The following is a 25,509-nucleotide window of genomic DNA, read 5'->3' as shown; positions in this document are numbered from 1 at the left end:
ATACTTATTATGCTTGATTGAGCTTAGGACAAAATGGGCTTGTTTTTAGATGAAGCCTCTGTGACCTTGCCAAGTATCTGTCTCAGTACTTTAGCATTTTCCCCGATAAAACCTGAATCAAGCAGCACATCATGCGTTCCGATGACTTCGTATTCTTTGTATTGACCAAGTGTCGCCTGTTGCCATAACAATTTATCTAATGATGTATCCGGACCAATACTATCATCCTCTGCAATCAGAGCATGGATATTCGCATGAACTTCACCTGCGTTAATAAGCTCATCGCGATAGGTGGAGTACACCAACATTTTGTCCATGACTCGCTCCCTGTCCACTGGATCGGCGAGAAATGCTTTGTACTGGTCCCTGATGCTGTCCAGTACCGTCTCGACAATCTCTTCGAGCTCCTCTGGAGTCGATTCATCTTTGGACATCTTTCTCATAGCATCTACCATAATAATGTCGCTAACATGGTGACCTCGGCTTTCCATGGCTTTAGCTACCTCGAAGGCGAGATTTCCTCCAAGTGAGTATCCTAGGAATACATATGGGCCCTCTGCTTGAATATCCACAATGGCATCAATGTATCGATCCAGCATATCTTGACCCTGGTACCGATCGCCGATAAATTCCATTCCGTACACCTCGCAAAACCCTTCCAGCTCCTTGGCCATCTCATAGTACCCCAGAGAGTGGCCTACCCGTGGAGGGAAGCAAAACACTTTAATCGTTCCTTTTCCTGGGAAGCGGATAATTTCCATTTCTTGTTCGTCGGCAGCATTCGTTGCCTGCAGCTTGAAAATTTCATGCGCCATTTCTTCCACAGTCGGCAGATTAAACACGGCCTGGAGTGGGAGATGGACGCCCATACTGGACGAGATCCTTTGGATCAAGCCCAATACTTTCAGGGAATGGCCCCCAAGTTCGAAGAAATGATCCCTGATCCCGATTTCCTGTACGCCGAGCACCTCGGACCAAATCTGAGCGAGCTCTACTTCTGTCTGCGTACGCGGCGCGATATACTCCGCTGTGCTCCGCAGAAGGGTTTCCGGTGCCGGTAGCGCTTTGCGATCCAATTTGCCATTCGGATTCAGCGGCATTTGTGCGAGCTGTACGAAGGCAGACGGAATCATGTAGCTTGGCAGCTCGCTGGCCAGTGCCTCGCGTAGTACGCCCGCTGCGAGCCCTTCCTCGGCCACAAAGTATGCGCAAAGCTGAGTACTTCCGCTGGAGTCAGCCAGTGCTAGAACAACCGCTTCTTGTACCGACGGCACCTTCAGAATTTGTGCTTCCACTTCTCCCAACTCAATGCGGTAACCGCGGATTTTTACCTGGTGATCGATCCGTCCCAAATACTCAATATTCCCGTCTGGCAACCACCGGGCCAAATCGCCTGTTCGGTAAATCCGTTCTCCCGGTTTGTACGGATGAGGAATGAACTTCTCTGCTGTCAGTTCAGGCTGATTGAAGTACCCCCTTGCTACCCCTTCGCCTGCAATACACAGTTCTCCTGGTACACCTACTGGTGATACCTGAGAGGCGCCGTCTATCATCCATACTTGGACGTTAGCGTACGGTTTGCCGATCGGCACATGCGTTAGAGCCGCAGTCTCAAGGCTCGTTGTATACCGAGTCGCATATACGGCTGCTTCCGTAGGACCGTAGATGTTTTCCAGTACTGCGTAAGGAGATACTTTATAATACTCTTCCACAAGTTTAGCAGGCAGCGTCTCGCCGCAGGCAAACAGGTATTTCAGAGTAAGGAATCCTTGGGTGCCGCTTTCTTTCAAGTATTGAACGAGCACACTGAGCATCGACGGCACCAAATTGAGATGCGTGATACGGTTCGTATCCACGGCCTCTAGCAGTGCCATCGGGTCTTTGTCCACGCCTTGTGGCAGGATCACGAGAGTCCCTTGTCCAAAGAACCAGCAGAATAGCTCCGGCACGGAGAAGTCAAAGGTGAATGTCGTTTTGAGCAGGAAACGGTCGCCTGCCAACATCGGATATTCAGCTTCCAACTGACTCAGCGTATGGACGGCAGCGCGATGCTCAATCATTACCCCTTTCGGCTTGCCGGTTGAACCTGACGTGTAAATGATATACGCCAGATGCTCCGGCCCCGCAATCGGCTCCAGTTTCGAGCTATCCGCATGATACGCCTGCGGATCATCAAGTGCCAGGATCGTGCCAGTGAACGGAAAACGATCTTGGAGATGGTTCTTCGTCAGCAGAAGCTTCGCTCCCGAATCCTCCAGCATGTGGCGAATACGATCTTCCGGGAACTCCGGATCAATCGGTACATAGGCCCCGCCAGCTTTTAGAATGGCATGAATACCAATGATCATCTCAAGCGAGCGCTCGACCATGATGCCGACTGGTTGGTCCGGTCTGACCCCTTGGGCACGCAGCGTACGTGCGAGACGGTTCGCCTGCTGATCGAGTTCTCCATAGGTAAGCTCCGTTTCACCGTAAATAAGTGCTGTACGATCCGGTGTGAGCGCTGCTTTTTCCTCAAATATACCGTGAAGGGTCTGCTCACGCGGATAAGGAGCTGCTGTATCGCCCCACACCTCTATAATCTGCGATTTCTCTTCTGGCGTGATCAACTCCAGCTCATCAATACGGATGGTAGGTTGAACAGCAACGCTTGTCAGAATTCTCGTCAAGTGTCCTTGAATGCGTTCCACGCTCTTCCGATCATAGACGCGGGCATTGTAACGGTACAAGAACTCCAGATTACGGCCCGGCAGCACAATGAGGTTAAAATCATAATTCGTCTGTTCAAACATCTGAACATCCGTAATTCTGTATTCAGCCTCTTCACTGGAAATTTTCTCTTCCAGATGCTCTTCTACCGGGTAATTTTCGAACACCATAATATGAGAAATCAAATCTTGCTTTTGTTCGCTCTGTGCTTGAATCTCATAGAGCGGATAGGAATCATAAGCATGTCCTGCCAAATATAATTCCTGCTGTCTTTTCATCACATGGGAGAACGAATCACTTCCCTCGGCCTGAACCCGAACCGGAACTGTATTGATGAAGAGACCGATCATACTTTCGATACCCGGAATCTCGGCAGGTCTCCCCGATACTACACTTCCGAAGACGATATCCTGGCTTCTATTGTAGCGCTGCAACACGATTCCCCAGGCTGCTTGCATCAATGTATTCATCGTCACCTGATGCTGTTTGGCCACCTGTTCCAGGCGATCGGTCAATTCCGCATCCAACGTGAATACCAGCTTCTCCGACACATAGGCTTCTGCTTTTGCTGATGGCTGTGTGATGGCTTGTGGCAGCTTCGTCTGCTGCTCGTAGCCTTCCAGGTACCCTCTCCAGTAAGAGGATGCCTCTTCCTCGCCTTGCTTCTCCAACCATTGAATATACTGGCTGTACGATACAGCTGCAGGAAGTTCAGGCTCCCTTTGCTCACGCAGAACCCCATACGTCTCAAACACTTCCTGGAGCACAAGCGGCATACACCAGCCATCCAAAATGATGTGATGAGAGCTCCACAGCAGATGGTAAGCCTCTTCTGCTGTACGTAGAATAGCAACACGCAGCAATGCTTCTTCAGCAAGATTAAAGCCTCTTGCTTTGTCCTGAGCAGTATAAGCTGCAAGACGCGCTTGAATTTCATCGGCTTCCAGCTCGTGCAGATCCTCGTATACGAAGTCACACGCTCTTTCTTTGAACACAATCTGAATAGGGAAATCGCCCCACCCGGCGTGGAAATTGGTTCTCAATATGGCATGCCGTTTCATCAGATATTTTAAGCTGCGTTTGAAATCCTCAGGATAGAATGCTCCCTGAATTTCAAATTTGGCCTGCTCAAAGTAGACTTCCGAATGAGGCTCCAGCAAGCTGTGGAACAACATTCCTTTTTGCATCGGCGTCAGTTTATACATATTTTCAATACTGCCGATATGCCGTGTCTGCTCTTCTATCTCCTCGATTTTTTCCAAGCTGATATCTTTGAGGAGTACATCGCTTGGTGTAAGTTCTGTTCTTTCCTTACTTACGCAATGTCCAATGACTTCGCTGAGACGGTTCTTCAGAATGCCAACAAACTTAGCCACGGACTCCCCGTCGAGCTGATGACGGTTATAGCTGACCGAAAGTTGAAGCTGTCCTTCGGCAATCAGTCCATTAATGTTCAATGCCTGATGCTGCACCATCTGCTCACTGACCTCAGGTCCTACTGAGTAAGGCGATACTTCCATCGTCCCTCCTGCAAGGTCCTGGTCGAACTGTCCCAAGTAGTTGAAGGTAATCTCAGGTTCAGCCGAGAAGGAGGAGACGTCGGAACCGTCGCTTAAATATTTCAAAATACCATATCCGACACCTTTGTTCGGGATACGACGCAAGCCTTCCTTGACGTGCTTGATTCTGGCGCCGATCTCCAATTCTCCTCCCATCTCAAGGGCGACAGGGTATTGACTTGTAAACCAGCCTATTGTGCGAGTAATATCCAGTTCCGGCACAACGGGCTCCCGTCCATGTCCCTCCAGAAGGATGCCTACACGTTCGATTCCCGTCCACTCGTGAACAGCCATACCCAGAGCCGTCAGGAGCAGATCGTTGACCTCCGTATTGTAAGTGCGGTTCGCTTCTTTCAGGAACTGCTCTGTCTCTTCTGGTGACCATCTCACCGTGACAGCCTCACTGTCTTTGATGAGAAGAGCACCGTCTACCTTGTCTTTGGGAAGAGGGACAAATCCATCTCCCTCTACCTCTGCCCAATAGCTGCGTTCTTGTTCAGCCGCCAGACTATTCGCAAATTGTGTGATTCCCTCAACCCATGCACGGTACGAATCGGTCTTCTGTGGAAGCTTGACCGCTTCTCCACGTGCTGCCTGCTCGTAGCCATCCTGCAGGTCCTCAAAGAGAATACGCCAGGATACGCCATCCACAGCCAGATGATGAATAACGATCAACAGATGTTCGCCTTCCGCACAGCGGAACAGACCCAGTCTAAAGAGAGGTCCATCCTCCAGAGAGATGCTGCGCTGAATGGCTTCCGCACCTGCTTCTATTGCTGAAGCCGGGTCTGTCTCATCCCGCAAATCGTCGATCTGGAGGCTATAGAGCTCACCCTCACCCATGCTCCGGTTCCAGGCCTCCAATCCCTGCTCTCCTTGGCGGAACACCAGTCGTAAAGCATCATGATGCTCTGCAATTTTCCGAACAACCTCGGCGAGCGCATCGGTATTGAAGCCATCACGTCGGTACAACATGACCGACTGATTAAAGTGATGCAGATCCATTGACTGTTCATCGAAGAATCTGTGCTGAGCAGGTCCCAGTCTTACCGCTCCGTGTACCTCGCTTTGGTCCGCAATTCGGCTGACCACACTAACGCGCTGTGCCAGCTCTGCAATTGTCGGATAACCGAACAAATCCTTCATTTCAAGCTTATAGCCTGCTTGGAGAAGCCTTGAAGATACTTGGATGGATTTGATCGAGTCACCTCCAAGCTCAAAGAAATTATCATGAATGCCGACAAGCGGCACGCCGAGTACACCCTGCCAGATTGAAGCCAAAATGTTCTCCACATCCGTGCGCGGAGCGGTAAAGTCTGCTCCCGCCTTTATACCCGAGTTCGGTTCAGGCAGTGCCTTGCGATCCAGCTTACCATTCGGTGTCAGAGGCATCACGTCCAGTTGGACGAAGTAAGACGGAATCATATATGCAGGCAGTCCGGCAGACAGTTCGTCTCTCAGCTCGCTGACAGACATTTCGCGATTAGCTACGAAGTAAGCACACAGCGATTTCTGCCCATGAGCATCTGCCCACGCAACAACGAGAGCTTCCTCGACAAGTGGAATGTCCAGCAGCTTGGCCTCAATCTCACCAAGCTCAATACGATAGCCCCGTATTTTAACTTGGTGATCAATGCGTCCAATGTACTCAATGTCTCCATTAGGAAGGCGACGAGCCAAATCCCCAGTGCGATACATATTTCCTTCCAAAGCGAACGGATTTCTAATGAATTTATCTGCGGTAAGCTCAGGACGGTTCAGATATCCACGGGCTACCCCGTCCCCGGCGATGTACATTTCGCCCTCCACACCTAACGGTACGAGACGCAGCTGTTCATCCAGAATATGGATGTATATATTGTCTGCTGGCAATCCAATCGGTACAGATTCACGCGTATCCTTCGCAGGATTGTACAGGTGAATCATGCAGCCGACGACCGTTTCGGTTGGTCCATATTCATTGTAGATTTTGATGTTGCTGCCAAAGAGATCTGTGATGGTTTTCGACAAATGTGTGGTCAGATTCTCTCCACCCACAATAAGCTGCTGAATGCGACTTTCTGCCGGGATGGTCATATCTTTAATCAGACTGAGATGAGTCGGCGTCAGCTTGAGAATGTCCACCGCATTTTCGCGCAAAATATGCTGTACAACCTCCGCTTTATCTATACCATCATAAATCCGCACTACTCCTCCGTTAATTAATGGAGTAAAGATCGATGTCATCGTCAAGTCAAAGGAAATGGATGAATACAACGGGAAATCCGTTGGTTTTCCAGCACAATAGACCTTATTGGCCCACCAGATGTAGTTCACGATCCCTTTGTGGTTAATCATGGTTCCCTTCGGATTTCCGGTTGTACCCGAGGTATAGATTAAGTACACCAGATCGTTTCCTCCAACAGGAATATTGGGATTATCCACCTCGGTTCCGTAAATGTGCGGGGAATCCAATTCCATAACCGTCCCCTCAAAAGAGGCTAACTCCGTCAGGTGGCTCTGTGTGAGCAGAATTTCAGCGCCAGAATCCTTCAGAATATACTGAATCCGCTCCTGCGGATATTCAGGATCAATAGGTACATAGGCTCCACCCGCTTTGAGCACACCCATGATGGCGACAAGCAGCTCTACAGACCGATCTGCCAACAGACCTACCACTTGTTCACTCCGTAGTCCTTGGTTTATCAAGGTGGAGGCTAGTCTGTTCGCCTGCTCGTTCAGCTCCCGATACGTGATCTGAGTGTCCCCACTTACAGCCGCAATCTTATCCGGCGTACGGACAACCTGTTCTTCAAACAAGGTATGCAGACCCTGATCACTTGGATAGGTATGTGCCTTGCCGCCCCAGTCAAGCAGGTTCATCCGTTCCTCGGATGTTACAATCTCCAGTTCCTGTATCGTCGCCTGCGGACGAGCAGCCACCTGATCGAGCATCTGCAACAAGTGTCCTCCGATACGTGCAATGCTTTCTTGCTCGTAAACCGAAGCATTATAGCGAATGCAGACCTTGATATCTTCGCCTGGAATCACAACCAGGTTAAAGTCATAGTTGGTTTGTTCAAACATGGTGAAGTTGGCAACTTCGAGATTGTCCTCCGTTTGGTTACCCGATTGCTCCACCTGCTCGTCGAGCGGGTAATTTTCAAAGATCATAATATGAGAAATCAGGTCCTGCTTTTGGGTTGTTTTCCCCTGAATCTCATACAGTGGATAGGTGTCGTAGGCACGACCAGCCAATGACTTTGCCTGTGTACGTTTCATCACTTCGACAAAGGCTTCGTCTTTGGATGACTGTACACGGATAGGTACTGTATTGATGAACAGACCCACCATATTTTCGATCCCTGCAATCTCAGCGGGTCTACCCGACACAACGCCGCCGAAAACGACATCCGAGCTGGCATTATAACGTTGAAGAATCAGTCCCCAAGCTGTCTGCATGAGTGTATTTGCGGTTACGTGATTGCGCTTCGCGACCACATCCATTTTACCTGTCAAAGATGCACCCAGATGGAGAACATGCTCTTTTAGAACATAGCCCGCTTCTTTTGCTTGAGATTTCGTTTTACCTTCCGGCAATACGGTGTTCCCGTCATAATCTTCAAGATATTGGCTCCAATATGTTGAAGCTTCTTGATCATCCTGTGCATCAAGCCACTCGATATAACGGCTATAGGGCTGAGCTGGCGGTAGGACAGGCTGTACTTGCTGTTTCTTGGCAGAATAATAATCGAACAGCTCCTGTGTAATGATCGGGATACACCAGCCATCCATGACAATATGGTGGAAGCTCCACAATACAAGACAGCTTTGATCCTTCTGCAAGACGGTCACCCGCATCAGCGGATCTTCTGACAAGCTGAACCCCTTAACCATATCTTCAGCAATATAAGCCTTGATTCGGTCTTCTTGTTCCTGCGTAGATGCGTCGCGCAAATCTACGTAGTGCAGAGGGATTAACCGTTGCTTAAAGACAACTTGCAGCGGTACATCAGCAATGTTGTTGTAAAAGCCGGTACGTAGTATGGCATGTCGTTGCACCAAAGCCTGGAAGCTCTCGAAGAAGATATCTACATCGAAGCTACCACGCAGCTCAAACGTTGCCTGTTCGAAGTATGAAGAGGAGTCCGGCTCCAGCAGGCTGTGAAACAGCATTCCCTTCTGCATTGGCGTCAGCTTGTACACATCCTCAATCTCTCCGATGTGAGCCGTCTGCGCCGTGAGTCGATCAAGCTGCTCCAATGTTAATCCTTGGAACAGGACATCACTTGGTGTAAGCTGTGAACGCTCCTGATCCACACAATGACGGATGACCTCACTAAGGCTTGACTGTAATAATTCAGCAAAATGTCTCACCGTCTCGTTACGATACTGCCTGCTGCTGTACGTAATCGTCAGTGATAGCTGGCCTTCAGCAATCATGCCATTCACATCCAGAGCATATTGCTGTGGTGTGAGGTCGCTGAGCGCCTTACCAACTGAATGTGTGGATAGGCTAAGGGCATTACCCTCCAGATCCTGATCAAACTGCCCAAGATAATTGAAGGAAATTTCCGGCTCCACGCCAAATCCGACACTTTTCTCCGGTGCCATATACTTCAAAAGACCGTAGCCGATTCCTTTGTGCGGAACCTCTCGCAAATCCTCCTTGATGCGCTTGATGCGCGCAGATACTTCCTGTCCGCCTTGCAGGTTCAGCAGAACCGGATACTGGGTTGTGAACCAACCGACGGTACGGGTAATATCCAGGTCTGGTACGATCATTTCCCGTCCATGCCCTTCAAGATTGACCAAAATCTGCTCCATGCCTGTCCAGCGCTGAATGGCTGCCCCCAGAGCAGTCAAGAGCAAGTCGTTCGTCTCCGTATGATACGCCCGATTCGCTTGCCGCAACAGCAGGTCTGTTTCCTGCGCAGACCACGTTACCGTAACCGATTCAGTATCCCGAATGGTGCCCGGCTTCTGATCCTCATCCTTCGGCAGTGGGGCCAAAATCGCCTCCTCGATCAGCTGCCAGTATGCACGCTCCTTGTCCAGAGCAGGCCCTGCTGCATACTTCGTCGCTTGCTCAGACCATACAAGATACGAATCGGTCTTTTGTGGAAGGACGATTGCTTGTCCATTCAATGCCTGCTCGTACCCCGCTGCAATGTCCTCAAACAGGATGCGCCAGGATACGCCGTCAACCAAGAGGTGATGAATGACAATCAACAAATGATCGCCATCGTCACAATGGAACAGACCTAGCTTGAACAGTGGGCCACCTTCCAAGTCAAAGCTTGCCTGAATGGCATCGGCTTGGGCCTGAACCGCAGCTGTCTGGTCTTCTGCCTGCCGCACATCGGCAATGTCCAATGTGTAGAGCTCGCCTTCGTCCGTTCCCCGATTCCAAGCTGCATACCCAGCTTCTGTAGACCGGAAAACCATACGCAGCGCATCATGATGGATCGCAATTTGGTCCATTGTCAACCGGAGTGCAGCCTCATCAAAGCCGTCTTTCCGATAGAGCATGACGGCATGATTATAATGGTGCGGCTCCGCTGTATGGCGTTCAAAGAACCAACGCTGAATTGGCATTAACTCTGCTGCACCTTTAATTTCGCCCTGTTCCGCTGTACGTCCGGCTGCCTGAAGATACGGGCTTAGCTCGGCAATTGTCGGATATTTGAAGAGATCCTTCATCTCTAATTTATATCCGGCTTGGAACAATCTCGAGGACACTTGGATCGCCTTGATGGAATCACCACCCAGATCAAAGAAATGATCATGGATGCCGACCTGCTGCGCTCCCAGCACACCTTGCCATACGGAAGCCAAGGCTTCCTCAGCCTTCGTCCTTGGCGGTTCATAAACCGCTCCAGTCTGCACATTGGCCTCTGGAGCCGGAAGCGCTTTGCGATCCAGCTTGCCATTTGGCGTCAAAGGCATCTGTTCCAATTGCATAAAGTAAGATGGAATCATATAAGTCGGCAGTTCGGCAGCCAAGGCTTTTCTCAACTCGCCTACCGTCAGCATCTGATCGGCAGTGAAATAGCCGACAAGCACTTTTTGTCCACTTCCATCCTCTCGGGCGAGCACAACGGCCTCCCTTACAGACGGAGCATGGAGCAGCTTCGCTTCCACTTCGCCCAGCTCGATACGGTAACCACGGATTTTTACCTGATGGTCAATCCGTCCCAAATACTCCATGCTGCCATCCGGCAACCAGCGTGCCAAGTCACCCGAGCGGTACATGCGCTCGCCCGCTTCAAACGGATGAGCGACAAACTTCTCTTCCGTCAATTCCGGTCGGTTCAGATAACCTCGCGCCAGACCTACGCCCGCCACATAGAGTTCACCTGGAATGCCAATCGGCTGTGGACGGCGTTGTTCATCCAAAATGTACGCTCTCAGCGTCGGAATCGTGGTGCCGATATTGCTGCGGCCCTGTTCAATTTCCAACTCTGTAATTTCCTTATAGGTTACATGCACGGTCGTTTCGGTAATGCCGTACATGTTAATGAGCTGCACTTGCGGATACTTCGTTCTCCAGTCCTTGAGCAGGGCCGGGGCTAATGCCTCTCCACCGAAGATAATCATACGGAGGCTCAGTTCTGCCGCTTGATGACCGAGCTCTTCCTGTAGCAACTGGTAGAAGTACGTCGGTGTCTGGTTCAAAACGGTGACCTTCTGATCCTTAAGCAATTGCAAGAAACGATCTGGACTCTTCGCGGTAAGCGATGGAACGATGACCAACCGTCCTCCGTTCAGCAATGCTCCGTACATTTCCCATACAGAGAAGTCAAAACAGAATGAATGGAACAGTGTCCACGTATCCTGAGGACCAAAGTCAAACATATTTTTATCATTAAAGAGCAAGCGAACTACATTTTTATGCTCAATCAGTGTTCCCTTTGGCTTGCCTGTCGTACCCGATGTGTAGATGACGTAGGCAAGATGCTCCGGTCCGGCTGCAGGCTGCAGGTTTGAGACATCCTCCTTGTAGGAAGCCGTTTTGTCCAGACTTACGATATCCCCGGCGAAGGAGACCCGTTGCTCCAGATGCGCTTGTGTCAGCAGTAGCTTGGCTCCCGAATCCTCAAGCATAAAGCGAATGCGGTCCTCTGGATATTCAGGGTCTACAGGGACATAGGCCCCGCCTGCCTTCAAGATGGCTAAAATTCCGACCACCATTTCAAGGGAACGATCCGCCATAATTCCAGCCAAACCGTCTGGTTGCAAACCACGTTCCCTAAGCGTTCGGGCAAGTCCATTGGCCCGCTCGTTCAGCTCGCTGTAGGACAGGGTTGCATCTTCACATACGACTGCCACTGCATTCGGAGTACGTGCGGCCTGCTCCTCGAACAGCGCATGGATCGTCTTGTCACGAGGATAATCTGCCTTGGCTTCGTCCGGCGCTTTCATCAGCCTTGATTTTTCCTGAGGTGTCACGATATCAAGGGATGACAACGGCAGTGCCGGATTGGCGATGGCTTCCCGAATAAGCTGTACAAAGTGGCCTGCCATCCGCTCAGCAGTCTCTTGCTTGTAGATCGCAGTCGCATACTCAAGCGTGCAGTTCAATGCCCCGTCTGCTTCACTCACGGTCAGCGTAAGATCGAACTTGGCAGCCGGATGTACATTATCGTAAGGAGTGAAGCGCAATCCTTCTATTTCTTGTTCTCCCTGCTCGATATTTTGCAGGACAAACATGGTATCAAATAGTGGGTTACGGCTCAAATCACGCTGAAGCTCCAGCTTTTCTACCAGCTCCTCGAACGGGTAATCCTGGTTTTCATAGGCCCGCAGCGCTGTTTCCTTCACTTCCTGCAGATAAGCCTCGAAAGGCTTCTCTCCTTCTGGATAAGTACGAAGTGCCACTGTGCCGACGAACATACCGATGAGGCCTTCGAGTGTCGCATGGGATCTTCCTGCCACAGGTGAACCGACGATGACATCTTCCTGACCTGTGTACTTGTGCAAGAGCACTGTATAGGCTGCCAGCAGTACCATGAACAGAGTGGAACCCGTTCGGGTAGCCAGCTCCTGAAGTGAAGCACTCAGAGAAGAATCAATTTGGAAGTCGATTCGATCGCCCGCAAAGCTTCGCACCGCAGGACGAACTTCATCTCCTGGCAAATCCAGCACTGGCAAGCTTCCACGGAAAGCATCCAGCCAGTAAGCTTCCTGGGCCTTAAGACGCTCGCTTCCGAGCTGCTCTTGCTGCCATACAGCATAGTCTGTGTACTGGATCTGTAGCTCAGGAAATACGTCCTCCTCTTGGTAGAAGCGGAGAAACTCTTCTATGAGAATATTCATAGAAACTCCATCTGAGACAATATGATGCATGTCAAACAATAGCAAATGGCGCTCATGTGCAATTCGAATAAGGCCGACCCGCAGCAATGGAGCTACACCTAAATCAAAAGGACGAACGAACTGCTGAAGGGTAGCTCCTGCCTCTTCCTCGCTTAACTCCGCATATTCCACAGTAAACGGAACATCCGTCAGGAGCTGCTGTACAGGTTCACCGTTCACAGTCACAAAACGAGTTCGCAGCGAACCATGACGATGAATTAGACGACGGAATGCCTGCTCTAGCCGTTCCCGGTCCAAAGCTCCCTCAACGGTAAGGATACCCGGCATATTGTAGCTCAGCTCTCCACCTTCCAGCTGACTTAGAATAAACAGTCGTTTTTGGGCCGAGGACAATGGATAATGCTCTCTCGCTCCCGCTGTAGGAATTTCTTCGAAATTCAGCGGTGTATAGCCCTCAATGGCACGAGCCAATTCTTCAATAGTAGGAGACTCGAACACTGCTCTCAGACTAATCTCGCGACTCATTTCCTTGCGAATTCGTGAGACTAGCAGGGCTGCACGCAGTGAATGACCTCCAAAATGGAAGAAATTATCCTTCACTCCCGCGCTCTCTACACCCAGCACCTCTTGCCAGATTTCGGCTAATTGAATTTCCACAGGTGTCCTTGGAGCCTCAGATGAAGCCGCTGCCCATCCATGCTCGCCCTGCAGCGCTTTTCGGTCGATTTTTCCGTTCGACGTCAGAGGCATGTCCTCCAGTTGTATGAAGCGGGAAGGAATCATATATCCAGGTAACATCTCCGACAGAACAGCCCGAAGTTCGGATACCTCAAGTTTCTGAGCGGCTACGAAATAAGCGACTAGATCTTTGTAGCCGTCATCGCCCTCTACAGCCATGGCTACGACTTCCTGAACGGACGGCACTCTGAGCATTTGTGCTTCTACCTCGCCTAGCTCGATACGGTAGCCGCGGATTTTGACTTGGTGATCTATTCGACCTAAGTACTCGATGATTCCATTCGGTAACCAGCGAACCAGGTCACCCGTCCGATACATGCGCTCTCCTGGAGCAAACGGATTGTCCACGAACTTCTCATCCATTAACTCAGGCCGATTATGATACCCCCGTGCTAACCCGATACTCGAAATGCATAGCTCTCCAGCTACACCGACAGGTTGCAATCTAAAATGGTCATCCAAGATGTACACACTGTGGTTAGCAATAGGTCGTCCAATAGATACAATATCCGTTGCTTCCTCACTGTCCGGGACAGACCAGATTGTGGTGCATACGGAGTCCTCTGTTGGGCCATAGCCATTAGAGTAACGTACATGCTTCCTCCACTCTTCGATCAACTCGACCGATGCGGCCGATCCAGCGGTTAGCAGGCACCGCAGTGTTGGCAAACGCTCTGGATCAAGGTGGATAGCGTAAGCGGGTGGCAAAGTCGCTACCGTAATCCCCTTATCGTTCATGAACTGCTCGAACAGGGCATGATCTAAAATATCTTGTGTAGAAGGGATGCACAGAACAGCCCCGTGGCTCAGCGCCGTTAAAATTTCCGAAATCGATGCATCAAACGACAGACTTGCAAACTGAACGATCCGATCCTGCGGTGTAACTTCGAAGTGTGTCCCGTATACGTCCGAAAGATTTGGTAGTCCCCGATGCTCGACTAATACGCCCTTAGGCTGACCCGTCGTACCTGAAGTGTAGATCACGTAAGCCAGATCATCCGGGCCAGCAGTAGCCTCCAAATTCGAGGTGTCGGCATCATAGGTCGATGATTCATCCAGCAGCAAAACATTTTCCGTCCATCCGAGATGCTCCAAGAGATGGGCCTGTGTAAGGATCAGCTTCGCCCCAGAATCTTCAAGCATGTAACTGATTCGTTCTTTCGGATACTCTGGATCGATTGGAACATAGGCACCCCCGGCTTTCATAATGCCGTAGATCCCAACGATCATTTCGAGCGACCGTTCAGCAATCAGTCCCACCAGATCTCCCGTCTTGATTCCCTGAGTACGGAGCCTTCTCGCCAGTCCGTTGGCTTTTGCATTGAGCTCGGCATAGGTCAGACTCTCGTCCTCGAACCAAAGGGCAGTCGCATCCGGCGTTCGTCCCGCCTGTTCCTCCAACAGCCCGTGGAACGTGTTACAGTGCTCGTAAATGCCTTTTGTATTTCCCCATACGTTCAGAATCTGTTCTCTCTCCTGCGGCGTGACTAATTCTAGTGCATCCACGGAAATGGCAGGGTTCTCTACAATTTGTTCCATGAGGTAAACCAGATGGCCCTTGATTTGTTCAATTGTCACTGGGTCATAAACAAGTGCATTGTACTGGAACAGCAATCTCATTTCTTCGCCAGGGAGGACAATTAAATTAAAATCATAATTCGTTTGCTCAAGAAGCTCCGCTTCCTCAATCTCAAAGGCAGCCTCGCCACCACCTAGACGCTCTACCTCCTCCTCCACAGGATAGTTCTCAAACACCATAATATGGGAGATTAGATCCTGCTTCTGATCCGTCTGAGCCTGAATCTCAAACAGCGGGTAGGTGTCATACATATGAGAAGCCATATATTGTTCCTGCTGCTGCTTCATCAGAACTGTGAAGGGGAGATTCTCCTCTGTCTTCACACGAACGGGAATCGTATTGATGAACAAACCGATCATCCGATCAATGCCCGGAATTTCTGCTGGTCTGCCTGATACTACACTTCCGTACACGACATCTCGGCTACCGTTATAGCGTTGAAGCGCAATGCCCCAGAGGGACTGCAGCAATATATTCATCGTGACATGAGCATCCCTGGCCACCTTTTCAAGGCACCCAGTCAATTCCCTGCTGAGAGGATAATTCAGCTTTTCTGCTATATAGCCTTCTCCCTTACTTGCTCCACCGACTTGAGGTAAAAGTGTCTGCTGCTCGTAACCGGCCAGATATCGGCTCCAATAGTTGGACGCAGCTGCTTCATCCTGCTGTTCGAGCCATTCGATATATCGACTGTATGGATGAACCTCTGCCAACTGCGGCTCTCTTCCTTCCAGGAGGGCAAAATAGTGTTCAAATACCTCCTGCGTAATTAACGGAACACACCACCCATCCATGACGATGTGGTGAAAGCTCCATAAGAGACGGAAGCTCTCTTCATCTGTTTGTAAAATGGATACACGGAGAAGCTCGTCTTCAGCTAGGTTGAAGCCCAGTGCTTTGTCCTTAGCACCAAATGTCTTCAGGTAAGCTTCGCGCTGCGATGCATTCATCTCCCGCAGGTCTTCGTACACCAATTTAGCGCCTCTGTGCCGAAATACAACCTGCAAAGGCTCGCTACCCCATCCGCTGTAAAAGTTCGTGCGCAGGATAGCATGACGCTCCACTACTGCATCCAGACTGTGCCCGAAGGCGGTCGGATCAAAGCTACCCTTAAAGTCAAAGGCGGCCTGCTCAAAATAAGCACCTGTATGCGGCTCAAACATATCATGGAACAGCATGCCCTTCTGCATCGGCGTCAGACTATATACATTCTCAATATCGCCAATGTGACTCGTCTGCTTAGAAAGCTCCTCCAGATCGGCAATGCTCAGACCCTTCGCAAGCACGTCGCTTGGTGTCAATACGGTTTTTTCTTGGGTTACGCAATGCTGGAGAAGTTCCCGCAGGCTTTCCTCAATATATCCAGCGAGCTGTTCCATCGTAGATGACTTATACTGTTTTCCGTTATAAGTAATCGTCAGAGTCAGGGCTCCGTCCGTCACCATGCCATTGATATCTAGCGTATAGGCCGGTTCCTCCAACAAGCTTTGCGCGCTTCCGGTCGGATAAGGAGAAATCTGCAACGAGCTTCCTTGCAAATCCTGATCAAATTGCCCCAGATAGTTAAAAGAAATCTCAGGCTGCAAGCTGAAGCTGCCTTCATCCAACTGACTTGCCATCGTTTTGAGCAACCCGTAGCCAATACCTTTGTTCGGAATTCGGCGTAGCCCTTCTTTCACAGACTTGATCAAGGAGGCCACTTCCGGGTTATTCCCCAAGTCTAAAATCACCGGATATTGACTTGTAAACCAGCCTACGGTACGGGTGATGTCGATATTCGGTATAATCGGCTCACGACCGTGTCCTTCCAGATTCACAGCAACCTTTCCGATGCCAGACCATTTGGATACCGCCATGCCCAGAGCAGTCAATAGCAGATCATTCGTCTCTGTTTGATAAGCACGATGGGCTTTTCTCAACAATTGGTCGGTTTCTTCTAGAGTCCATTGTGCTGTTACTACTTTGCTATCCTGTACAAGAAGGCTTTCCACAGCCTCATCCTTCGGCAACTGTTCGAGTGGCTGATCCTCCAGCTCTCTCCAATACGCCCGATGAGTCTCCATTTCAGGACCTTCCGAATAACGAGCAAGGGCGTCTCCCCAGTCACGGAAGGAATCCGTCTTCTGCGGGAATGTCAGCGCTTGTCCTTGAATCACCTGCTCATAACCTGCTGCAATATCCTCGAACAAAATCCGCCAGGATACTCCGTCTACCACCAAATGGTGGATCACGATCAGAAGGTGGTCTCCATCCTGACAATGGAAAAGTCCTAACTTCAGCAGCGGACCTTCTGCCAGATTGATACTGCGCTGAATGTCATCCGACAGCGATGTAATGGCTGCAGTCGGATCGGGTTCATTCCGTAAATCAGCGGTGAACAGGCTATACAGCTCTCCTTCTTCAAGATCACGATTCCAAGCTTCGTAGCCATGCTCTGTCTGACGGAAAACCATGCGAAGGGCGTCATGATGCTCAGCGAGTTTTCTTAGCACCTGATGCAAGGCCTTTTCCTCAAATCCCTGTTCACGATACAGCATAACCGCTTGATTGAAGTGATGAGGCTCTGCCTGCTTCCGTCCAAAGAACCACTGTTGGACTGGAGTCAAGCGAGTCGTTCCACGCACAACTCCCTGTTCAGCCATATGCACAGCCGTTTGTATTTCCGCGCCTAGCTCGGCAATGGTTGGCGATTTGAACAGCTGCTTCATCTCTAACCGATAGCCGGCCTGCAGTAACCGTGACGACACCTGAATAGCTTTTATGGAGTCTCCGCCCAATTCAAAGAAATTGTCATGGATACCCACCTGTTCGGCACCCAGTACCCCTTGCCAGACAGATGCCAAAGCTTCCTCAGCCGGTGTACGAGGAGCTGTATACTTCCGTCCTGTATGCGCGCCTACTTGAGGAGCCGGCAGAGACCTGCGGTCCACTTTTCCGTTTGACGTTAATGGCATACGATCCATCTGGATAAAGTAGGATGGAATCATATAGCCTGGAAGTACCTGCGATAGGGAAAGACGTACTTCACCTGCCGTGAGCGTACGATCCGCCACATAATAAGCGCAAAGCTGCTTCTCGCCAAGCTCATCCGCGCGAACGACCACTACGGCGTCGATTACTGACTCCACCTTGGCCAGTTGGGCCTCGATTTCAGGGAGTTCGATGCGGTAACCACGTATTTTGACCTGCTCATCAATTCTTCCTTTAAACTCCAAATTCCCATCTGGAAGCCAGCGTACCAGATCCCCAGTTCTGTAGCAGGCTTCTCCATCCTTCACAGGACTAGGAACAAATTTCTCTGCTGTGAGGTCAGGACGATTGAGATATCCGCGCGCTACACCTTCACCGCCGACAATGAGTTCACCCCAAGCACCAATAGGCTGTAATTGCAGCGATCCATTGACCACATAAGCGGTCGAATTACTAATTGGGCGGCCAATCGGCACGACCCCTTCGGCACGACCCAGAATCTTGTAGGTGGTGGAGAAGGTCGTATTCTCTGTCGGACCATAGCCATTGATAGGGACAAGATCAGGATTAGCCTCGATTACACGGTTCATATGAGATATGGACAGTACGTCTCCGCCGACCAGCAATGTTTTTAGCCCTTTGAACAGGTATTCATCCTGCAGGGAAAGCTGATTGAAAAGCGGTGAAGTAAGCCACATTGTTGTAATCCCGTACTTGGTAATGGCCGCTTTGAGCCTATCGGCAATCAGGATATCGTCGTTCTCCACGAAATAGAGCTGCCCACCGTTGAGCAACGCTCCCCATATTTCGAATGTAGAAGCATCAAAGGCCACGGCTCCTGTTTGCAAAATTCGTGTGGATTCATTCAGCTCCACATAGTTGGTCTCTTTGACCAGACGGACCACGTTCCGGTGTTCAACCATAACGCCCTTCGGTCTACCCGTCGTACCCGATGTATAGATGACATAAGCAAGCCCCTGCGATCCCTGAGCAGTCTCCGGCTGAGCAGGTTCAGCTGCATAGGCCTCTTTACTGCTAAGATCGACAATCGGTATACCGTAGTCTACACTTATAAGCTCGCCCTTTTGCACCAATAATAGCTTGGCGTCGGAATCATCAAGCATATAACGAACCCGATCTTCCGGGTAATCTGGATCAATCGGTACATAGGCTCCACCTGCCTGAAGCACCGCGAGCATACCAATGACCATCTCGATGCTTCGTCCGCCCATTACGGCCACAGGCTGCTCCCTCAACGTTCCCAAACGACGCAGTGTTTGGGCCAGTCGGCTCGCCTTGTCTTGCAATTCAAGGTACGTTAGCTGGACATCGCCGAATACAAGCGCCGTCTGCTCTGGTGTACGCTTGACTTGTTCTACGAACAGCTCATGAATGGTCTTGTCCCTTGGATAAGGAGCCGATGTCGCGTTAAATACTTCAACGATCTGTACTTTCTCCTCCGGTGTGATCATTTCTATCTCGGCCAGTTGCAACTGAGGATTAGCCGAGACTGCATGCAGAACCCGGAGCAAGTGCGTTGCAAGTCGCTCTACGGTTTCACGCCGATATAAAGCCGTACTATACTCGAGACCAAAGGCTAATTTTGACCCCTTCTCCTCTACATTGAGGGACAGATCAAATTTGGCTGTGACGGTGTCCATCAAGTAAGGAGTAAAGTGCACTCCGTCCATATCTTGCTCTTCCTGCTCGGTATTTTGTAATACCAATAGGGTGTCAAAGAGCGGATTGCGGCTGACATCACGTCCTACGCCCAGCTTTTCGACCAATTTTTCAAAAGGGTAATCCTGGTGCTCAAACGCCTTGAGCGCCGTTTCCTTGATTTCCAGAAGATAATCCTGAAAGGTTTTATCTCCTGCCGGGTAGCTGCGCAAGGCCAGTGTGTTGACAAACATCCCGATGATGCCCTCAAGCTCAGCCTGCGGTCTTCCGGCTACTGGAGAACCTACGACGATGTCCTCCTGTCCTGTATATTTGTGCAGTAGTACCGAATAAGCGGCCAGCAATACCATATACAGTGTAGTACCTGTACGGGATGCAAGCTCTTGTATCGCCTTATTGCCAGACTCATCCAATGTAAAATCAATTCGGCTACCCTCGAAGCTCCGAACTGAAGGTCGTTGGAAGTCTGTAGGCAAATCCAATACCGGCAACTCTCCTTCAAAGGATTGCAGCCAATATTTCTCAAGATCTTGCCATTGGTTCTCTGACTGTTCCCGTTGCCATACGGCATAATCCTTGTACTGGATGTGCAGCTCTGGTAGCTGTTCTCCTTGATACAAATGAGTAAGTTCCTCTATCAATATTTGAATAGAAACCCCATCTGAAATGATGTGATGCATATCAAACAGCAACAGATGATGCTCCTCCTGGAGCTTCACCAAGCTAACACGCAGTAATGGAGCCTGGCTCAGATCAAAGGCACGAATAAAGTTGTGAATGAGCGTATCCGTCTTCTCCACCGAGGCCTCTGTGTAGTTCAACGTGAACGGCACATTCCTATGCACACGCTGAACAAGTTCTCCATCCTGCATATAAAAGCCGGTTCTCAGGGATTCATGACGCTGGATCAGTGCCTGGAACGCAGACTCCAGCCGCGTGCGATCCAACGGTCCATCCACTGTGAAGACCCCTGGCATATTGTAGCTGAGCTCTCCCCCGTCCATCTGTCTCAGCACGTATAACCGCTTTTGCGCTGAGGACACTGGGTAAGCTTCGCTTTCCGTTGCCTGTGGGATGGATTCGTACATGGTCGGAATGTTTTTTTTCACAAGTTGCGCCAAGGATTCGACCGTAGGTGACTGAAACACCTCACGCAGCGAAATGCTACATCCCAACTCTTTGTGAATCCGTGAAACGAGCACTGTTGCCCGCAAAGAGTGACCACCAATTTCAAAGAAATTATCTCTGACACCGACACGAGCAACGCCCAAGATATCTTGCCAGATGAGTACCATCTGAGCTTCCACAGCAGTTCTCGGAGCCAAATAAGCCTCACCGGATTGTACGCTGCTTTCAGGAGCCGGCAACGCACGGCGATCCAGTTTGCCATTTGGTGTAAGCGGCATTTGCTCCAGCCGGACAAAATAAGAAGGAATCATGTAAGCGGGGAGTTCCGCCGCCAGCTGAGCCCGCAATTCCCCCGGCGAAAGATCACTGGAGGCTACATAGTAGGCGCACAGCAATTTTTGGCCCTGTTCGTCTTCCCGTGCGAGAACAATCGTTTCTCGTACGCTTGGAGCCTTGAGAATTTGGGCTTCTACCTCGCCAAGCTCAATTCGGTAGCCGCGAATTTTGACCTGATGGTCGATCCGCCCCAAATATTCAATATTGCCATCAGGCAACCAACGAGCAAGATCCCCAGTTCGGTACAGCCGCTCTCCCACCCGATACGGATGCTCAACGAATTTCTCAGACGTCAAATCCGGCCGATTCAAATACCCACGGGCAAGACCGTCTCCCGCAATGTATAGCTCTCCTGGAACCCCAACAGGCTGCAGGCGTCTTTGCTCATCGAGAATGTAAGCGCTAAGTGTGGGGATCGTTCTGCCAATATTGCTTTTCCCCGCTTCAATCTCATGTTCCGTGATTTCCTTATAGGTGACATGAACTGTTGTTTCCGTAATTCCGTACATATTAATCAGCTGCACATCAGGATACTTGACCCGCCAGTTCCTCAGAAGAGATGGACTTAAAGCCTCTCCACCAAAAATGATTTTTCTAAGGCCAAGCTCTGTCGAAGAGTGCGTTAACTCTTCCTGTAGCACCTGATAAAAATACGTCGGCGTCTGATTCAAAATGGTGACTTGGTTGTCTTTCAACAACTCCAGGAAAGCTGCTGGGCTCTTGGCTGTGAGAGATGGAACAATCACCAATTTCCCTCCGTAAAGAAGCGCTCCGTACATCTCCCAAACGGAGAAATCGAAGCAGAACGAATGGAACAGCGTCCACGTATCCTGAGAGTTGAAGTCAAATAAATTTTTATCGTTAAAGAGCAGTCGAACTACATTTTTGTGTTCAATCAGCGTGCCCTTCGGCTTGCCGGTCGTACCCGACGTGTAGATAACATAGGCCAGATGGCTTGGTCCCGAAATACTCTCCAGATTGGAAGCATCTCCTGTATACGCTGCAGCTTCGTCCAGACTCACAAGCTTTCCGTCAAAAGTGGTGCTCTCCCATAGATGACTTTGGGTGAGCAACAGACGGACACCTGAATCCTCCAGCATATAATGGATACGTTCTTCGGGATAATCGGGGTCAATCGGTACATAGGCACCACCTGCTTTCAAAATGGCCAACATCCCGATGACCATCTCCAAGGAACGGTCAGCCATAATCCCTACGAGCGTATCTGCTCCTACTCCCTCGGAGCGCAAATATCTCGCAAGCTGGTTAGCCTGCTCGTTTAGAGCTTGGTATGTAATGCTCTGCTCGTCCATCTGAACGGCTACGTGATCTGGCGTGCGCTCGGCTTGTTCCTCGAATAAGCCATGAATGGTCTTCTCTCGTGGATAATCGACTGCCGCGCCTTCCGAAAGAGCCAAAATGGACTGCTCTTCTGGTTCACCCAATAAGTTTACCTCTGCGATAGAAAGCTGAGGTGAATGAATGATCTGCTCGGCGATCGTAAGCAACTGGGAAACCATGTCCTTAACTTCACTGCGTTCAAACAGCTCTGTCCGATAATCGACATCCAGTACCAGTTCGCCTTCATCCAGGATCTCTACGATATGAAGCACGAAATCGTTCACTTCGTCCCCGCAGAAATCATAATCTGTCAAAATACGCACATCATCCAAATCAACCCAATTGATAAGACGATATTCCATTGAAACGCCAAAAAGCCGCTGAATATCCTTGTTCCCATGCATTTCTCTAAGATCCTGAATTAACTGATTGTATGGATATTTCTGATGCCGCAGGACTGACATCTGATCTCTGGCTACATCCTGCAGGAAGCTCAATACATCTATATCCTTTTTGACGTATGTTCTGGCAGCAGCGGTGCTGACGAACATACCTATCTTTTGCTTCTCTTTTTTGTTCCCCCGGTTAGCGAACGAAGTTCCAATCACCACATCCGGCTGATTCGTCATTTTGTGTATGTAGATATACATCGCACCCATGAAGAACTGGAACAAAGAAATTCTGTTCTGTTGGCAAAATGCTTGCAGCTCGTGATATAGCACTTCTGGTACGGTAAAATGCTCCCGAACAGCGTGGGTGCTTAAAGATAACGGATTATATGACTTCCAACCCGTAAGCTCAGGCAAATCAGAAAATTTATCCAGCCAGTAAGCCTTATCCTTTTGGTATCTGTCAGAAAGTTCGTATGCATTCTCATCTGCAATATATTGAATATACGAGCAATCGTCGCCCAGCTCCGGTTCATTTCCTTGAATTAACTCCATATAAAATGCTGTCAGCTGATTGCCATAGACCACCATTGATATTCCGTCAGAAATAATATGGTGCATCTTGATATTAATCCAATACTCTTCCTCGCTAATCTTCACAATTAAAAACTGGAAGAGCTCAGAATCCAGCAGGGGCAAGGGGTTTCTTTTGTGTTGCTCAAGTAAGGCTTCCACCTCAGATACACTTTCATAGTGACTAAGATCCAGGCACTCCAACTGTCTCTCTTCATAAGGAACAACGTACTGCTGAGGCACTCCATCCACTGAGGTAATACGGATGCGGAACGCATCATACTGTTTGATAATCAAATTAATGGACTGCATAAAGGCAGCAATATTGATATGCCCCTTCATCTTAGCTGTACCGGAAAGCTGTGACACTGACGTATCTGGGTAGAGTAATTCGGTATACCATATACGCTTCTGCGCATTTGTTAAATCATATAACTGCATGTCATTCATCTCATTCACTCCTATTCCATGATGTGAATATCCTCCCGCTGCACCTGGCAGTCAGGAGGACAAAAGGACAGTTTAACGTGCGCTTCCACCCCGTCATTGATCCAGTGAAACAATTTCTTCCGCCTCAACCACCAATCGATCCCCTACGGAAGCCCGACCGCTTCCGAGAATATAGCCCCGCCGACGCTTGATCACTTCAAAATAGAGATCAATTCGGTCTCCAGGCTTGGCCAAGCTGTGGAATCGAATTCCATTGAGGTTAGTCAGGTATGAAATGCCTTTTTTATCAATCGCAGCGAATGCCGCTAATTGTGCAAGCGACTCCACAATCAACATAGGAGGCATGTATGGGTTAGTGTCAGTAATGAACCACTCACTCCAGGTGACAAGCTTGTATCCCTTCGCCCATTGCGACGTTTCGTACCCGGTCACGCCATCCAACAGAAGAAATGGGTACCGGTGCGGAAGCACATCCGGGATATGGATTAGCTCTTCGCTCACAGGCTTATTCCCCTTCCCACTTGCGAACAGCAAGGCAGACGTTGTGCCCTCCGAAACCAAATGAATTGCTAATCGCCGCGCGGACCTCGCGTTCCTGATATACATGCGGCACAAAATTCAATTCAGGAGCCTCAGGATTGTCGCAATTGAGTGTCGGTGGTACTTTGCTGTGAATCATACTCTGCACAGTCGCAATTAATTCGACTGCCCCTGCACCGCCCATTAAATGACCAGTCATGGATTTAATAGACGATATCGCCAAACGGGGGGCATGCTCCCCGAATACTTTTTGAATAGCATTAATCTCCATACGATCATTAAATGGCGTACTCGTACCGTGGGCATTGACGTAGTCGATTTCCTGCGGTGTTAAGCCGCCATCCTGCAGTGCGATATTGATCGCTTCTGCCGGGCCGGAGCCAGAGGGATCTGGAGCCGTGATATGATACGCATCAGTTGTGCATCCGTAACCCACAACTTCGGCCAGAATGGTGGCTCCGCGGTTCAAAGCATACTCCAATTCCTCCAGCACCAAGACTCCTGCTCCTCCGCCGATGACGAATCCATCGCGATCCACATCAAACGGACGACTAGCCTTCTGCGGCTCTTCATTACGTCTGGAGAGAGCATGGATATTCGCAAAAGATGCCAGATCAAGCTGACTAAAATTGGCTTCCGCTCCACCGGCAACCACGACATCAGCCGTGCCGTACTGGATCGTACGTAATGCCTCACCAATGGCGTTACTTCCTGTGGCACAAGCCGTAACCACAGCAAAAGAAGGCCCCTTGGCTCCGATAGCAATGGAGATTTCACCAGGTGCTGAATTAATCATCATCGAGGAAACAAAATAAGGAGAAACTCTTTTGGGACCAAGCTTTGTTAATTTCCCATAGTTCTCCTCTATAACATCGAGGCCGCCTGCTCCAGAGCCGACAATAACTCCCACGCGACTTGCATTCCGCTCATCAATCACTAATTTTGATTGCTCCACTGCCTGCCGGGCAGCCGCCAAAGCAAACTGAGTGAACTGTGCGACTTTATTAGCTTCCTTCTTGCTCATATATTGCAATGGGTCAAAGCCCGTAACCTGTGCACCGATCTTTGTCGGAATGTCCGCTGTATCGAAAGCAGTGACAGGTCCGATTCCACTTTTTCCTTCCAACAGTGAATTCCAGAAATCCGTAAGATTAAGCCCGACCGGCGTTACGACTCCCTGTCCAGTCACTACAACACGTCTTCTCACTGTATCCACGTC

Annotated in this window: 3 protein-coding genes; all 3 read right to left on the bottom strand. The window is 49.9% G+C overall.

Annotated elements, in window-relative coordinates:
• Positions 1–23: 23 nt before the first annotated feature.
• Complete coding sequence (locus ACYCSE_RS09690; RefSeq protein ID WP_459702131.1) at positions 24–23,750, bottom strand: non-ribosomal peptide synthase/polyketide synthase; 23,727 nt, start codon at positions 23,748–23,750, stop codon at positions 24–26.
• 93 nt (positions 23,751–23,843) lie between these two features.
• The gene (locus tag ACYCSE_RS09685) at positions 23,844–24,251 is read right to left on the bottom strand and encodes a 3-hydroxyacyl-ACP dehydratase FabZ family protein (protein WP_025721676.1); all 408 of its coding nucleotides are present in this window, start codon (positions 24,249–24,251) and stop codon (positions 23,844–23,846) included.
• A gap of 4 nt (positions 24,252–24,255) precedes the next feature.
• Positions 24,256–25,497 (bottom strand): beta-ketoacyl-ACP synthase II, encoded by a 1,242-nt coding sequence (gene fabF / locus ACYCSE_RS09680; protein WP_013308168.1) that lies wholly within the window; start codon positions 25,495–25,497, stop codon positions 24,256–24,258.
• Between the last annotated feature and the right edge of the window lie 12 nt (positions 25,498–25,509).

It is taken from the genome of Paenibacillus sp. SEL1, from assembly GCF_054602535.1.
This window is presented reverse-complemented; position numbering and strand designations above follow the sequence as displayed.

Excerpts from the sequence above, each read along its gene's own strand:
- ACYCSE_RS09690 (WP_459702131.1), bottom strand. The coding sequence starts at position 23,750 with ATGAATGACATGCAGTTATATGATTTAACAAATGCGCAGAAGCGTATA.